Source organism: Methanobrevibacter arboriphilus (assembly GCF_019669925.1).
Classification (GTDB): Archaea; Methanobacteriota; Methanobacteria; order Methanobacteriales; family Methanobacteriaceae; genus Methanobinarius; species Methanobinarius arboriphilus_A.
Genome location: NZ_AP019779.1, coordinates 854698 through 870634, shown reverse-complemented (window position 1 = coordinate 870634; position 15937 = coordinate 854698). Strand labels below are relative to the sequence as shown.

The window sequence follows — 15937 nt, the reverse complement described above, 5'->3', positions numbered from 1 at the left end:
TTTTTTATTTTTTAGCTTTTATTTTCTTTTTTTCTAGTTTTTAATTTTCTTCTATCTTTAACTTTTATTTTCCTTTTTCTAATTTTTTTATTTTTGTTTTACCTATATTTTTCATGATTTTTCTTTATTTTTTATTTTAAATAGTTTTAATAGAGTTTTTATGTTTAAAACTTTTTAATTATAGTCGGGGGTAGCTGATGTTTTTTTCTTTTTTTCTTTTTTATGGCTTTTTTGGGGGTTAGTTTTATATATTAGTTTATTTCATAGTATATTATATGAACATAGCGAATGTTCATTTTCATCATATGAATTTTTTGTTAGGTATTTTTTTTGTAGAGTATAAAAATAGGTTATTGAATTAGATATGGTGTATATGATGTTTATTTATTATAAAAATACCTTATATTATTTAATAATATCTAATAATGTTGTATAAAAGAATAAACTTTTAAATAACAATTAATATCCTAATTTTATATTAGAAGATAAGATAAAATTATATAAAGTATATAATTAAAGAGGTGAATAGTTTATGTTAACATTAAATAAGAATTATTCATTGATCCTTGTTGTGTTATTTACAATGATATGTGCTGTAGCTGTATCTGGAGATGTACATGCAGCAGAACCAGGTTATAATACATCTGGTGATTGGGTGAATGAATATAATGGTTTAGAAGATAATTTGACTAAAGCAGATGAAGATTTGAAAAATGCTAATGATTCATTTAACTCAGCTAACAAGAGTTTAAATGATAGTGAAGTTGCTTTTGAAAATGCAGTGAAAAAACTTAATACTACATTATCTAATCAGGAAAAATCTCTTAATATTAAGGTATCTAAATATTCTGCTTATAAAAATAGTGTAAAAAATTACAACACTGCTAAAAATAACTATCTTAAAGCGAAAAATACTTATCTTGAACTTTTAAAAGAGTATAAGAAAAAGAAAACTAAAGATTTGAAAACTAAAGTATTGAAAAGCAAAGAAACTGCACTTAAACTTAAAAAAACTGCTTTAAGTAATAGAAATAAGGTAACTTCTGCTAAAAATGCATATATTGAAGCAACTAACGATTATTACCTTAGTGTATTCCTTACAACACAAGCAAGTTCTGAAGTAACTGCAAAAAATGATATTTTAAATCAAAATGTAAGAAAATTTAATGATGCAGAAGAAGTCTTATGGAATGCTGAGGATGATCAATGGTATGCTAATTTTGATTTTACTAATGCTGAAGAAGTTCTTAATAGTATTAATGCTGATTTCATTGTAGCTATGAATGATTTATATGATCAATTATTAGCTGATGGAGATATATATGATTTAAGTGACTTTGATGTTGAAAATTGGACTGATTATTATTTAGGTACAAATAATTTATCATCTGGTCCTATTTATTTAGCTGATATTTTTAATGAATCATTTTCTGGTAACTTAACTAAGATTTTTGAAGAAGAGAATGCTACTAATGTAGGTAATGAAACTTTCATTAATCTAGCTAAAGCTTCATTCTTAAATAATTATACAAACGTTATCATGAATGACTATTTTAGTAATGGTTATGTTGATGAAAATATTAGTAATGGTTATATAGTTGATGTTATTAATGTGACATTGCCTGGTGAGTATAATAAGGCTTATAATGATTTTATAGAGAATGCTAGCTTTAGAGCTAATCAATCTGGAGTAAATGCAACCATACTTGCAGGACAAGAATTAATAAATAATATAACTGATGTTGTAAACAATTTAGTCAATAATGTAACAGCTGGTCAAGAAAAATTAGCTGAAATAAACAATACATTAGGAGATCTAAATACAAGTGCATATAATCTTAATCAAACAGCAGCAGACGGTAATGGTTCAACCATTGCAAATAGTATAGCTCTTATTGCAGATGGATTATATGGTAATATAAATGAGAATATAGATATACTTGATACTCAAATAGTTAAATTAATTGAGTTCCAGAACTTTATAAATTCTGCAAATACAAGTGCAGGTTCTGCAACAACTTTAGGTGATATAATATCTGCTTTTAATCAAGCAATAGGTAACGCAACAGTAATAAACACAGGCATAACAACCACAATTCCGCAAATAAATGGAATAATCGGACTTGCAAATGAAACATTAACAAATATAACTAAAAATGTAACTGAATTAGAAGCAGTAGGCAATGAAACTCTCAATGATTCAAGTGAGTTATCTGATTTAAAAGGAAATTTAACATCTGTCGATACTTCTAAAGATGAATTATTAGGGATAATAGAATCTGTAGGTGAGATAAATAATGAATTAGGTGAATTTTTACCTGTGAATGATGATGAAAAATAATTATTAGGCCAATAGGGAGAAGTATATAGGTATGTAAAGTGATTAATATTTTTTGAGCTTAGATAATTATATTATTTGAGTGGTTATTTTTCTTTTCCATCTTTCTCCCAATTTTTTATTCTTTTGTAAATCTTTTTTATTATAATTAATCTATAAATAATCTTGATTTTTTTATTGTTTTTACTATTTTCAATATTTTTATTCTTTTTTTTTAGTTTGTTTTAATTGTCTATCTTTTTATTTATTGATATTTTATGAAGTCAAAAATATAAAAATCTAAAAAATAAAATTTTTGAAACATCAATATAATTAATTTTCTTATTAATTATTTTAATAGTTTGATAAATAACTACTAAAAAAATTTATCAAAACTTTTATAATTTGCATAGATTTATATACTTCTTCATACAAAGATAGTAACTGTATCTATGTATATATCATCATATATACTAATATTTATAAATTCGAATAACATTTATATTTTTAAAATTCTAAATTTCAATTATTAATTTAAATTTCAAATAGTAATTTAAATTATAATTAGTATATTTTTAATTTTTATATTTAATTTGAGGTAATAATATGGTATATTATATTCAAGAAGATGAATTTGAAGATGAAGAGATAGAGGAATCAGAGGATGAAAAACTAGAAAATAATGAAGATTACTCTGATGATGAAAATCCTGAAGAATCTGAGGATGAAGAAAGTTTGCCTTTTGCTAAAGCTGAAGTTGTTCGTTTAATGAAACAAAATCTCGATAGTGACAAAATGATTAGAGAACGAGTTAAAGTTGAGATGAATAGATTTCTTGGAGATGTTCTCAAAAATGTGTGCAAACAGCTTAATGAATATCCTTACACTACTATAGAATATGAAATGCTTAAAGAATCAACTTATCCTTATACAAATATTGAAAGGATTAATCAAGAAAAAGAAAGGATTTTATTACATTTAGAAGCTATTAAAGCTGATTGTAATGCATTATCTGCTGATGTTCAAAAAACTTTAAAATTAAAAGATGTTGTTGATGAAGAAGATGAAGATTTTAGAGATTTATAATCTATAACCTTCATTTACTAAGATTTTCATTTAAGAAAATTTTTATTCATTAAAATTTCATTTGCTAAAGTTTTTATTCACTAAATTTCTATTCACTAAAATTTTTATTCAGTAAAGTTTCATTTTTAACTTTATAATTTTTTAATTACTCCTTGTGTCACTGAGGCATTTACAATATTATCATCAGTTATATTAGTGCCAACTAAAAATGCTCCTGCAAATAAAAATATCATTAGTATACATTTTATATTGTTCATTTTTTAACACATAATTTATGTATAAAATAGTTTTTACATCAAATTTCTATTTTTTAAAATAAAAAAATAAATTATTATTATAATAATTTACTATTACTTTTTTCAATTTTTAAAGTATCATAATACTCTTGAGCTTCAGGTTTAACACTAAAACTATGCACCAAATCCTTATTCTCATCAACAATCCGCTTAACATCATCAATGGTAATATGGAAAAACTCTTTCCTCCTATTTACTTTATTTACTCTTTTATGATCAAACCTATTATGCAATTCTTTTTCTAGTTCAAAAGCCTCTTCACTAAAAATAAACACGTGATGATCAAATCTGAATGGAACTGAAGCATCAGACAATTCAGTTATCCTACCATAAGGATCATCTCTTCTAGTTACCCCTATCTTATAAATATTCTCTCCAAAAGAACCTACATTAGATAAAATATATACATAACCTGCACCGGTTCGTTTTCGTTTCTCAGCTATATCTTTTTCATCATTATTACTTTTTTCAATAGCTAATTCTAACTCTTTGAGTTTGTTTTTTAATAATTCTATTTCTTCATCAGATTCACTTCTTTGTAATAAATTATTAGTTGCTTCCATTTCTGTTTCCAATTGCATTTTATGTTTATTAACACTTTTAAGTTGGGCATCTAATTGTTTTTGTATTTTCCTTTCTTCTCTTTCTCTTTCTCTTGTTTCTCTTAATATTTCTTTTTCTTCTTGTTTTTTCAATTCATATTCAATAGCTACATTCAGTTCTTCCAATTTAAGATTTAAATATCTTGAAGTAATATTTATAAGATTTCTTTCATTCAACCTATTTAATGTTTCAAATGCTTTATTTATTCTTTTAACAGAATTTTCCATATTTGAAAGTTTTACTTTACTTATTATTGTGTCACATTCTAAATTAAAATTTTTTATTAATAATTTTTTATTAGCATTATTCATTGCTTGTCCTTTTCGTTTACTTCCATCAACAGTCCAATTATCTCCACCTATTACAGCAGTTTTGTTTTTTATCATATCTTTTTGTTTCTTTCTAATTTCATCCAGTCTTTCTTTATATAGTAATGCTGTTGAAAAATTATATTTAGGTTCATATAATCCTATTTCTTGCCATTCAAGTTCTTCTTCTATAAATATTAGTTCTTTTTGTTTTTCTTTTAACTCGTTAATGATATTATCCAATTGAATTCCTTTATCTTTTAATTTAATATTTATTTCTTCTTGTTTTGCTTTTGCTGTTTCTTCCAGTTGAGCATCAATATTAGCTAAATCATTTTCTTTTTGTTCTAATTTAATGTTTATTTCTTTTGTTTTTTCTTTTTCCATTTCATCTAACTTAATATCAATATTAGCCAGCTCATCTTTTTTATCAGCTAATTTTTCATTTATTTCCTTTTCTTTATCATTTTCCATCTTTTCTAATTTAATATCAATATTAGCTAATTCTTCTTTTTTATCATTCAATTTTTCATTTATTTCTTTTTCTTTAGCTTTTTCCAGTTCATTTAACTTAATATCAATATTAGCTATTTGGTCTTGTTTTTCCTTTAATTTATTATCCATTTGTTTTTCTTTTTCATTTACCTTTTTGTTTAAATAATACACACCTATTATTATTAATGGAATCCCTATAAAAATACCATATAATGTTATTGAGAATAATATGCCTATTATTATTATGATAAGTCCTTTATTTTCTTTAATATTCAATGTAGATGTTTTTTCTTGATTTTTTTCTGTTTCATTTACAATTTGTTCTTTTTCTTTATTTTCATTATTCTTATTTTCTTCATTTTCTGTTTTAGAAATTAGAGTTCCACATTTTTTACAAAATTTGGAATTTTCATCTAAAGGATTTCCACAATTAAAACAAAATTTAGGAACTTTCTCTTCCCCCATTTCTTCACCTCATTTATTTAAAATTTGCATTAATTATTAATGATAGTTTACATCATTACTATTTTTCAAAATAAAAAAATATAAAATTATTTTTAATGTTTAAACATTCACTTTTTTCTCAAAAATGATACTTTCATTGCTTTGTGGAGGATTGTTAAAATTGCTATTATCATAAATTATAATCCTGACACTAGTTGGCTTATTACTATCAACTCCATAATATTGTTCATTAATTTTATATTTTTGATCTTTAACGATTTTTAAAGGTTGAACCATATAATTTGAACTGATTAATGCTCCATTATTATCATAATATTCAATAAAACCTGTTACAGACTCAAAACTTTTATTAGATTGTAACATAGCTGTCACATTCCCAGTATAATAACCTATCCAAGGATCTTTCTCAAAGTTACTTTTTATATTTGATATTGTAATACTGTTTTTATCACTTGCTAACTCTTGACTTTCAATAGCAAAGCCTGCAACAAAAACTCCGATGATTGCTACAATACTTAATATTGGGATTACTATTTCTTTTTTAATCATTTGTAGTCCCTCCGATAGTTATTTCTTTTTCATTTACATAAATCAATATTGCTGAAACAATATATAATAATATTCCAATCCAACTGATAATAAATCCTGTGCCTGAAAGTATAAATGCTATTGCACCAATGAAAAGTTCTACAGAAGCATATAACTTATTTCCGTTATTATATAAATATATTGCAAGTATAACAAATATTATAGGTAATATTCCAAATGCATATGAATTAATTAAATCCATTGTACTATAATAAGATAAATTAAGTGTTACTAATCTTATTAAATATATTATGTTCATTAATATTCCTATTCCTGCTGTTAAAATTGGCAGTTTTATTTTCATTCTTTTTTCACCTCATTTTTTAGTAAACTTTCATTATTAATAATGATAGTTCTATGTTTTTTGTTTGTAACTATTAGTTATATAATTGTTTATACATGATTTTCATACTATTTTATAATTCTGAAAAGGAGGAAGTTAAGAAAAAAATATTCTTAACCTCAATGTTAAATCCCCCAATTATTATTTATTGTAAAAGATAATATATAAACTTCCGCGTGAGGTCTAAGTACTATTTCAAGTGTAAAAAACTTGTAAAAAAAGAAAAAAAGAACAATTACTCAATTATAACTAAAAATAAGAGAAAAAAGCACTATTTTAAATGTAAAAAAATAATATTTATCTTGGTTTTGTAATAATTAATGGTTCTATGAATATTACTTTTTCCTTTTCAATCAAATTTTCTATGTCTTTAATATTATTTATATTGTTAATAGTTTTAAAAGGAACTAAATAAAAAGCAACATTTTCAGTATCATTTGCCCCATCATTATCAAATAATAAAGGAAAGCTTAAAGCTTGTGCATTGCCTTCATAATTTTGTTCAAAACAAAAATAATCTCCAAAATCTTTATCGTCTGGATCTAAATTATCTCTAATTGAACTAATAGATATTTGTATTGTAGACGCTTTTTTAACTATTAATGAAAACCCTTTATTCTTCTTAATCTCCTCAAGTTTTTTCCCATAAATATTTAATTTAAAAAACAATTTTGAAGAATATAGGTTACTTCCAGTTTTACACATATATTATCTTTTCTTATCTTGTTAGTAAATTTTCTTCTTTTTGTTTTTGAAGGTTTGATTTCCCAATATCCTACTAAATTTTCTTTAGTTAGAAATAATTCTTCTATGCTTTCTATTTGAACAACTCTTAAGAAATCTTTTATTTTTAAGTTTCTAACATCTTTACTTCTAAATCCACAACTAGCCATGAATGCAAATAATGCTTTGTTTCTGAGATATGGTGTTTTTTCAATAGCTCGTTTAATTTTTTCCCATTTTAATGGTTTTTTTGGACTAGTATGATTATCAATGCTTAATGGTTCGGGTAGTTTGAGTCCTTATTTTTTTAAAAAAGGCCTAACATCGCCTATATGTATCTATTGATACATCAGACAATTCTCTGTTACTTTCATGAAAATAAAATTCTTTGAATATTTTGACAAGGTCTCCATTTTCAATATCTGCTTCTATATATGCTTGAACTGTTTCTCTTTCTCCTTTTTCATTTATAATTTCAGTTTCTTTCAAATAGCTTAATTGTTTTAATTTTGTTTCTTCGATTAATTCTAAAAATGATTTGTTTAAAAATTTTTGAAATTTTCTTAATGAAGACCGGATCCGCTTATTGATTCCTCCGATACTGTTTTATTTTGAATATATTTTTCAATTATTTTTATATCTTTTTCATTCATAATTTTTTTCATTGTATTTTATCATATAAATGTTTAGTAAATGCTATTCTTCAAATACCGTAAAACCAGTTTTTAAATTCTTTAATTCTTCTTCTGTTAATTTTTCTTTTTTAACATCAATATCCATTATATTACTCTGACCAAATGGATCTTCTATAATTAAAGTAGCATCAATATCTCCTTTAGATAATAATGAAAGTTTTTCTAATATTTTTAATCCATTTTTTTGAGATTCATCATCATCAAATATTTTTAAAGCTTTTTTCACTCCTTCTTCAAAACGAAAAATAACTCCTTCTACATTAGATACATAACCTAATGACTTTGGACCAGGTTCTACTTTTAAACCTAATTCAGTAATAGAAACTGTTGCTGATTGTGATTTAACCACTCTAGATGATAAGTTGCTACTTTTTATAGGTAATGTATATTTCACCGGATCTTTTTGTTCTAAACAGATTACATCATTGTGTTTGTATCCACAAGCATTACATATGAGTGTTGATTCAAGTATATCTCCAAAATGAGGTATATTTTCTTTTTTAGTCGTTGATTCTGCAGTTTTTTCCCCTTTACACACTGGGCAGTCAATTACCATTTTTTCCAATTTATAACCTCATGTATTTTTTATTTTATAGCAAATATAGCAAATATATTATCCAATAATTATATTATCCAATAAGTGGATTGTTTTCATTTAATTCGTTATCTTCACCTTTATATACATAACCTTTTGCATCTAAGTCTTTTATAATATTTTCAAGGATTTTTTTATCAGAAGCACATATTTTATTCCCTCTAATATTATTTGAAAGATTATAAAGATATTCAAAATCACTTTTGATCTTTGGCTTTTTTTCTAGGGATTCAATGAATTTCTTTGTTTTATCTGGGTCTGATGCACCAACTTTTCTTTTCAGAGGTTCTTTAAATCCAGGGAGTAGATATGTAACATCTTCAATGATTCCTCCGTGTTTATTTATAATTATATCTACTACATCAGCAAGCTCATCTACAGTATTTTTCAACAAAACTGTTTTACAAGTTTCAGTAATGTTTGTAAGCATGTTTTGTACAGTTCCTTCAATACTTTGAGTATTTACTACTCTTATTCCATTTTCCTCTGCTTTATCAATTAAAAAGTCATGAATAGTTCTGTTTTCAGCAAAATATTCTAATTGCTTTCCTCCTCTATGTATTTGCATAGCTCTTTTAACAAAACGTTCTTTATGATTCTCTTCATCAGACATTAAAACAAAGAAATGTATTGATGCCTCACTTTTAAACTGTTCTATATTTATTAATCCTGGAACAAGATGTACTCCCTCTATAATCACATCATCATAATCAGAAATAGCTCTACTTATAACTTTTTCAATTGCTGGAATAACAAATGATGAATGTTCAACAAAACCTGCATTTATAAGGTCTTCTTTATTATCGAATTTATTTTTATTTCTAAGAACAGTAAATGCATCAAATGATGACTTATGTAGAGCTGGAGCATATTCTTTACCGATGATTCCTCTAACAATTTCTCTAATAAAATCTGACTCAAGTAAGTGTTTTATTTCTAGTTTTTTAGCTAATTCTGCTGCTATTGTTGATTTACCAATCCCTGAAGCACTTCCCACTAATATTACATAAGGTTTTCTCAATTAAACCCATCTCCTTTCTATTTTAGCTATTATATAATATTTTATAACTTTAACCCAATTATAAATTTTTTCATCTGTTTATAAAGTTTTTAACTATTTACTATTATTTATTTTTTAAGAGATAAATATCTAATGTTTTTAAAGTAGGATCTTTTTAATAATTATATCAATTATAATAATTAAATTATTATAATAATTATTTTTAATAATTAAATTAATTTTTGAGTATTAAGTTTAAAGAGTATTAAATTTAACCAAACTATAAATTACTACAAAATATTATAAACTATTATTTGAATGAACTATACATTTAATAATAATGAAGTATAATATTTATATTAATATTTATAAGTTATAATTAACTCATGTTTATAATTAAGTATTGTTGCTATAAATTTAATTATAATTAGTATAATAAAGTTAAAGTAAAGTTATAATAAACTTGGATAGTAATAATAACTAATTTAGATATAATTAATATGAATATGATTATTTAAATGAGCTTACATTAGCAATTTATCATTAATTTTGGATTTTTTAATATTGAATCAATATTTAAAAAAATTATTATTTAAAAAAATCATCCAAAATAAACTATAAATAAAAATTATTAAATTATTAATTATTAAATTATTAGTATTATGAAATAACAATTTATTGAATTTTAGGAGTGATTTCTTGCATTCTATTGTTTCAGTTAAGGAACTTCAAAGTTTAAATCCATTTATCGTTATTGGCTGTGGTGGAGGTGGAGAAAAATTTTCTAATCTAGAAGGAATCGAAACTGTAGGATTTGTTGATGATGATAATAATAAACATGGAAAAACCTTTTGTGGATCTGATGTTTCAGAAAGCTTACTTAAAACAATCAACCAGGTAAAAGCTAAAAGTGTAGCTATAATGCTCCCTATTGGTGCAGAAGGATCAGCTCTTAAATATGCAGTTCAAGCTATTGATAATGGTATGAATGTAGTTTCCTCTTTTAGATCATTACCTCTCAATGATAATATTTCATTATTAAATTTTGCAAAAGAAAAAGGAGTAACTATTAAAGAGATAAGTCCGAGGCTGGATGTTATTAATGACATATTTGGTGTTTCTCCTGAAAAATGCTGTGAAACACTTCCAAAAATATCATATGAGCCAAAAGCACCTGTAGTTTTTGTTGGTGGAACTTCTCAAGAGTGTGGTAAAAGAACCACTACTCGATTATTGGGTAAAGAAGCAAATAATAGGGGATTAACTTCTCTTGTAATATCAACTGATGAAATGGGGTTAGAAGAGCCATCTGATTTAAATTTTAGAGCTGGAAGTTTATCTGCAATGGATATTCCTTCTTCAATTCTTGGTTCAATCAAATATTTAGAAGATAAGAAAAAACCAGATATAATATTTGTTGAAGGTCAATCTAGCTTAACTGAAAAAGGAAATCCTCATCCAAGAGGTTTATCAGCAGCTATTTTAATAGGTGCATCACCAGACGCTACAATAGTTTGCCACAGGCCTAATCATCCTTATCGTGAGCCAAGAGGTGTTAATGAGGAAATAACTGCAATTGAAGCCATAGAGCCAACAAAGGTTGTAGGTCTTTCAATTAATTTGAGAAATGTAGATAAAGATGTTGAAGTTGGAGATTTTGAGTCTGAGTTCAATTTACCTGCTGCTGATGTTTATAATGAGGGTGCTTCAAAATTATTAGATTCTATTTTAAAATATTTAAAGGAAAATAAATTTAAAGGAGAATAATGAATGAGTTTTATTGATACTTTAAAAAGAAGTCTTGGTTTTGATGAAGAAACAAAAGAGCCTGTAACTAGTGATTATGCTGAGGATATTCTAGAAAATGATTTTTACATTGCTCCAGAACAACCGTTTTATGAAATTATTTTAATAAGACCAAGAACCGTAGATGATATGGATTATGTATTTGATCAAGTTGTGGAAGAAAACAATCCAGTTATTGTTGATTTAGCTTTTCTTGAAAATGAAGGTCCAGACCCATTTCAAATGGCAGGGGAAAAAATTAAAATTCTTAGAAAAGAGTATAAAGCAGAGGCAATTTCTCTCTGTAAAGGGCCTGATAAAAACATGATTATTTTAACTCCTTCAAGGATTAAAATAATTAAAAAAGAATAAATATCCTATTTTCTTATTAATTTACTTTTATTTTAATTAATATGGTTATTGGTTAATATTATTATTTTTATTATTATTTTTATTATTAGTTCTACTATCTTTTTTATTATTACTTCTATTATTATTCATTATTTTTATTATATTCTTTATTATTATTTTTATTAAAATAATAATTAAAATTAATTAGATTGTTATATATAACCATATTTTTTTTAAATATTGATCTTTTAAATTTTATAAATTGAATACTTTTTCAGCATTCTTAAAAGATACCTTATCAATATCTTTACTATCAAATCCTAATTTTTTAAGAGTTCTAATAGTTTTAGGTACAGATATTGGATCAGAGGGCATATTACTAATATCACTATTTAAAAGAAAGTTATCAAATCCATATTCCTTTAAAATAGCAACTGCTTCATCAACTTCCATTTTTTGGGGTTGAACAGTAAGACCTAATGTAAAATCTTCTTTAATAACTTCATCAATAACATCTAAGTTGATATGATCTATAATAACTAGATTAGGGTCTATTGTTTCCAATACCATTTTTTTTATTTCTTTTAAAACCTCTAATTTATTTTTTCTAGGTGTATGTATAATAACATTAGTATCTGTTTCATCTGCTATTTTTAGCTGTTTTTTGAATATATTTTTTTCTTCATTACTTAAATCTTCAAGACCAATTTCACCAATTGCTACTATAGATTTTTTTTCAATATATCCATTTAGCTTGTCATAAACAATTTTTGGTGATTTAATAATATTTGAAGGATGTATTCCTAATGCTACTTTGAGGTCAATACCATACTTTTTAGCTCTTTCTGTGTCGTAGTTCAATATTCTTTCTAAATGATTTAAAAGAACTATTTCACTCATTAGCTCGTATGGATAAAAAGCACAAGTAATTGCAGTATCTATTCCACTAATAAACATTTTTTCAAAATCTTCACTACTTCTTGCATCGGCGTGGATGTGAGTATCTATCAATTTCATTTCCCCTTGTTTTTATTCCATGTTTATAATAATTAGACTTGTAGTTTATATAGACTTATAATTTATAATGATATTTAATATGTTATAATATGTTTTAACTATGACTTATACTTTTGTTTGGTCTTTTAATTGCTATGATTATATTTTTGAATCAATTAGTATTAATTTTCAATATTTTTTAAAAATATATATTTTTTAGATATTATTTTGACTAAATTCATATAAATTTTATATTAATTATAATTAGCTATAATTAATTTTAATAGATTTTAGCTAATTTTTAATTGATTATTTATTAATTCTTTATTAATTTTAGTTAATCTTTAGCTAATCTTAGCTAATTTTTAATTAATTTTTAGTTATTTTTCATTTTTTATCTTATTATTTTTTTATTCATCTTCTATTTATCTTCTGATTATTTTCTAATTATTTTCTAATTATTTTTTAATTATTTTTATATAATAATTAAAATAATTTGTATTAAAGTATTACTTTTTTTTCATACTTTTTCATACTTTTTTATTTTTTGAATATTGTTTTTATTAGCCATATTTAATTATTTTATATTTTTTTTATTACTTTTTTAATGAAATTTTTTAAATACACAATTTTATTATATTTTCTATTGTTATTTTTTGTATCTTTATTTTTATATTTTAGATATCTAATCATTAAAATTTATTTAAAATTAAATATAATTTATTTTAAAATAGTTATATCTTATAAAATAGCTTAATTTATTTTATTTATTAGTTTTTACAATTTTAAAATCTTTTTTACAATTAGGCTTATTTTATTTTTTCATTTAAAATTTAATACTTTTTATCAATATTTTAAAGTAAAGTTTATATATCAAAAATATCAAATAAATAAATACAAATTTATTACAGTAATACTTATTGTTAATAAATTTTATATTATGAAAATGGAATACTAAGAATGAAATATTAAAAATGAAGTGCTAAAAATATAAAAATAGTTATAAAGTATTATTGCATTTATCATATATTTTAAAAATATTATTGGATTAATTTATTAGATTTGATCCTATTGATATGCTTAATCTCATTGGTTATGATTGATTTAAAAGTTATAATCTTTAAATGATGCTTATAATCTTTATAATTTAAACAATCTAAAATTGATTAGAAAAGGGGGAATCATTGGGCATTGAAAAGGTAGGTACCTGTTGGATAATCTAAAACTAGGCTTAGGGATAAAATGAATAGTAAAAATATTGATTATTTAAATATGTATGAAAACGTTAAAGATGAGCTTAAATTTTTAACTAGCTCTAAAATTCGGATAAAATTATTAGAATGCTTATCTGAAATACCAGTTCCTATGAAAATTTTGTGTGAAAATACTAATTTAAATTATAGTGCTATATCAAATAATATACACAGATTAAAAGATAATGGATATGTTGATTCAGATGATGGTAAATTTTGCTTAAATAATATAGCTATAATGAAACTTTTGAACTTTTATGATTTTAGTGAAACTGTAAGGATTATTAGATCCTATATTGATTTATGGATAGATCATGATATCAGCTGTATTTTATTAGATGGTTTAATAGATTTAAATTCTTTAAAAACTGGATACTTAATTGAATCTATTCCTACTGATATTTATAGACCACATAATATATTTAAAAATATTCTAAAAGATTCTAATAATATAAAATCTATTTTTCCATTTGTACATCCTGAATATCCAATAATATTTCAAGATTTGATAAAAAATGGGGTTAATATTGAAGTTCTTTGTGGAAAAGCAATCACATTAAACTTCATCGAATCAATGGATCTTAAAACATTGAAAAATGGGTCAAAAAATCAGAATTTTAAAATTAAATCTTCAAAAAGTGATATTAAAATATTTTTAACAGTTGCCGATGAATTTATGGCATTTGGTCTTTTTAAAGAAGATGGAACATATGATCAAAATAGGTTATTAATATCTGATGATTTAGATGCGGTTAAATGGGCTAATGGATTGTTTGACTATTATAATTCTATAGGAAATAGCCTTTATATATAATTTTTAAAATATTAAAGATTTTAAATATTTTAAACATAAATTTTTAGATTTTTTAATTTTTTAGCATTTGCTAAATCATTTATCTATAATAAGATTACTATAAAAAGTTTAGGTGAATAATATGGAATATAATAAAAAATCATCGATTAGTAACAACTTTAACTTGATGAATAAAGATGATATAAACAATGAAAATAAACTAAAAAATATAAGCAGTATCAAAAATGGAAATGATTTTAAATTATTTGATTTAGATAAAGATAATTATAAAATTACAGATATTGTCTCAAATAGTGTAAATGATGTAAAAAGTAATGAGATATTTATCAACATAAAGCATATTTTAACATCTACACTAAGGACAAGGCTATTGATCTGTCTTTTTTCAGGAAAAAAAGATTTAAAATCACTTAGAAACGATTTAGGAAAACCTTCAACTTCAATATTGCATGGAATAAAAGAACTTGATAAATTAAATCTAATAAAAAAAGAGAAGAAAAATTATGGTCTATCTTCTAATGGAACTATGCTGGCAATGAATATTATTAAATTAATCCAAAATATCTATTCGATTAACAATAATTCTCATTTTTGGGATTCTCATTGTATAAAAGATATACCTTATGAATCATTAAAAAAAATTCATTTAATTCAAAATGCTAAGTCAATAAGATCTTCTGAAAATGATTTAGCTAAAACTTCTAAAGAATATATAAGTTTAGTTTCAAAATCAAAGGATATTAAGGTTTTACTGCCTATATTTTCATCAATTCATTTAGATGCTTTATTAAAAAGTTTAAATGATGGTTCAAATTTAGAATTAATTGCTAGTAAAAATATTCTTGAGTTTATAAGAGATAATGGTTATGGGGAAAAGTTTTCATCATTTGTAAAAGATAATAACATGAATAATAATAAAAATAATAAGAATAATTCTCTTAAGATATGGGAATTGTCAAAAGAATTTAAATTATTTTTAAGTTCAGGCAATAATTTTTTATCATTAGGATTATTTTCTGATGATGGATATTATGATGATTCTATCATGCTATTGGATAACACGAAAGAAGGAATAAATTGGGGGCTTGAAGTATTTGAATATTATAAAGAATATTCAAAACAAATTAATATTTTAAAATATTTTAATATTAAGAATAATATTTAAAATAAGTTAAATAATAAAATAAACTAAAATAATAAAATAAGCTAAAATAATAAAATAAG

The 15937-nt window shown here is 23.5% G+C and carries 16 protein-coding genes; 6 read left to right on the top strand and 10 right to left on the bottom strand.

Annotation, left to right across the window (positions count from 1 at the left end; translation table 11 throughout):
* The first annotated feature begins 532 nt into the window (after window positions 1-532).
* Window positions 533-2341, top strand: a complete 1809-nt coding sequence (locus MarbSA_RS03825; protein ID WP_221061891.1) for a hypothetical protein — start codon at window positions 533-535, stop codon at window positions 2339-2341.
* A gap of 582 nt (window positions 2342-2923) precedes the next feature.
* Window positions 2924-3403 (top strand): hypothetical protein, encoded by a 480-nt coding sequence (locus MarbSA_RS03820; protein ID WP_042701776.1) that lies wholly within the window; start codon window positions 2924-2926, stop codon window positions 3401-3403.
* A gap of 131 nt (window positions 3404-3534) precedes the next feature.
* On the opposite strand, the gene MarbSA_RS10415 is transcribed toward MarbSA_RS03820, so the two are convergent.
* The 9 genes from MarbSA_RS10415 to MarbSA_RS03780 form a co-directional block, all read right to left on the bottom strand.
* Window positions 3535-3660, bottom strand: a complete 126-nt coding sequence (locus tag MarbSA_RS10415; protein WP_269432298.1) for a hypothetical protein — start codon at window positions 3658-3660, stop codon at window positions 3535-3537.
* A 77-nt stretch (window positions 3661-3737) separates the two neighbouring features.
* Complete coding sequence (locus MarbSA_RS03815; RefSeq protein WP_221061890.1) at window positions 3738-5570, bottom strand: SNIPE associated domain-containing protein; 1833 nt, start codon at window positions 5568-5570, stop codon at window positions 3738-3740.
* A gap of 99 nt (window positions 5571-5669) precedes the next feature.
* The gene (locus MarbSA_RS03810) at window positions 5670-6119 is read right to left on the bottom strand and encodes a hypothetical protein (RefSeq protein ID WP_054835038.1); all 450 of its coding nucleotides are present in this window, start codon (window positions 6117-6119) and stop codon (window positions 5670-5672) included.
* Window positions 6112-6462, bottom strand: a complete 351-nt coding sequence (locus MarbSA_RS03805; RefSeq protein ID WP_054835039.1) for a hypothetical protein — start codon at window positions 6460-6462, stop codon at window positions 6112-6114. The genes MarbSA_RS03810 and MarbSA_RS03805 overlap by 8 nt, the downstream gene beginning before the upstream one ends.
* A gap of 336 nt (window positions 6463-6798) precedes the next feature.
* A complete protein-coding gene (locus MarbSA_RS03800) occupies window positions 6799-7206 on the bottom strand; it encodes a hypothetical protein (protein WP_221061889.1) in 408 nt (135 codons plus the stop codon).
* Entirely contained in the window at window positions 7155-7394 is a 240-nt protein-coding gene (locus MarbSA_RS03795; RefSeq protein WP_054835041.1) for a hypothetical protein, read from the bottom strand. Before MarbSA_RS03795 ends, MarbSA_RS03800 begins: the two co-directional genes overlap by 52 nt.
* A 148-nt stretch (window positions 7395-7542) precedes the next feature.
* Entirely contained in the window at window positions 7543-7713 is a 171-nt protein-coding gene (locus MarbSA_RS03790; protein WP_156314620.1) for a hypothetical protein, read from the bottom strand.
* Between the two features lie 207 nt (window positions 7714-7920).
* A complete protein-coding gene (locus MarbSA_RS03785; RefSeq protein WP_054835042.1) occupies window positions 7921-8475 on the bottom strand; it encodes a ZPR1 zinc finger domain-containing protein in 555 nt (184 codons plus the stop codon).
* A gap of 73 nt (window positions 8476-8548) precedes the next feature.
* Window positions 8549-9535 carry a 3H domain-containing protein gene (locus tag MarbSA_RS03780; protein ID WP_042701773.1) on the bottom strand — a complete coding sequence of 329 codons (987 nt, stop codon included), beginning with the start codon at window positions 9533-9535 and terminating at the stop codon, window positions 8549-8551.
* 678 nt (window positions 9536-10213) lie between these two features.
* On the opposite strand from MarbSA_RS03780, the gene MarbSA_RS03775 reads away from it, so the two are divergent.
* Together MarbSA_RS03775 and MarbSA_RS03770 are read left to right on the top strand one after the other, a co-directional pair.
* Complete coding sequence (locus tag MarbSA_RS03775; RefSeq protein WP_221061888.1) at window positions 10214-11281, top strand: N-acetyltransferase DgcN family protein; 1068 nt, start codon at window positions 10214-10216, stop codon at window positions 11279-11281.
* A gap of 3 nt (window positions 11282-11284) precedes the next feature.
* Window positions 11285-11671: a cell division protein SepF gene (locus MarbSA_RS03770; protein WP_221061887.1), complete on the top strand. Its 387-nt coding sequence runs from the start codon at window positions 11285-11287 to the stop codon at window positions 11669-11671.
* Window positions 11672-11905: 234 nt separating this feature from the next.
* On the opposite strand, the gene MarbSA_RS03765 is transcribed toward MarbSA_RS03770, so the two are convergent.
* On the bottom strand, window positions 11906-12661 hold the full coding sequence (locus tag MarbSA_RS03765; RefSeq protein WP_221061886.1) for a TatD family hydrolase: 756 nt from the start codon (window positions 12659-12661) through the stop codon (window positions 11906-11908).
* A gap of 1227 nt (window positions 12662-13888) precedes the next feature.
* Here MarbSA_RS03765 and MarbSA_RS03760 point away from each other — a divergent pair.
* Complete coding sequence (locus MarbSA_RS03760; RefSeq protein ID WP_221061885.1) at window positions 13889-14713, top strand: helix-turn-helix transcriptional regulator; 825 nt, start codon at window positions 13889-13891, stop codon at window positions 14711-14713.
* A 121-nt stretch (window positions 14714-14834) separates the two neighbouring features.
* Window positions 14835-15878, top strand: a complete 1044-nt coding sequence (locus tag MarbSA_RS03755; protein WP_221061884.1) for a helix-turn-helix transcriptional regulator — start codon at window positions 14835-14837, stop codon at window positions 15876-15878.
* Window positions 15879-15937: the final 59 nt, after the last annotated feature.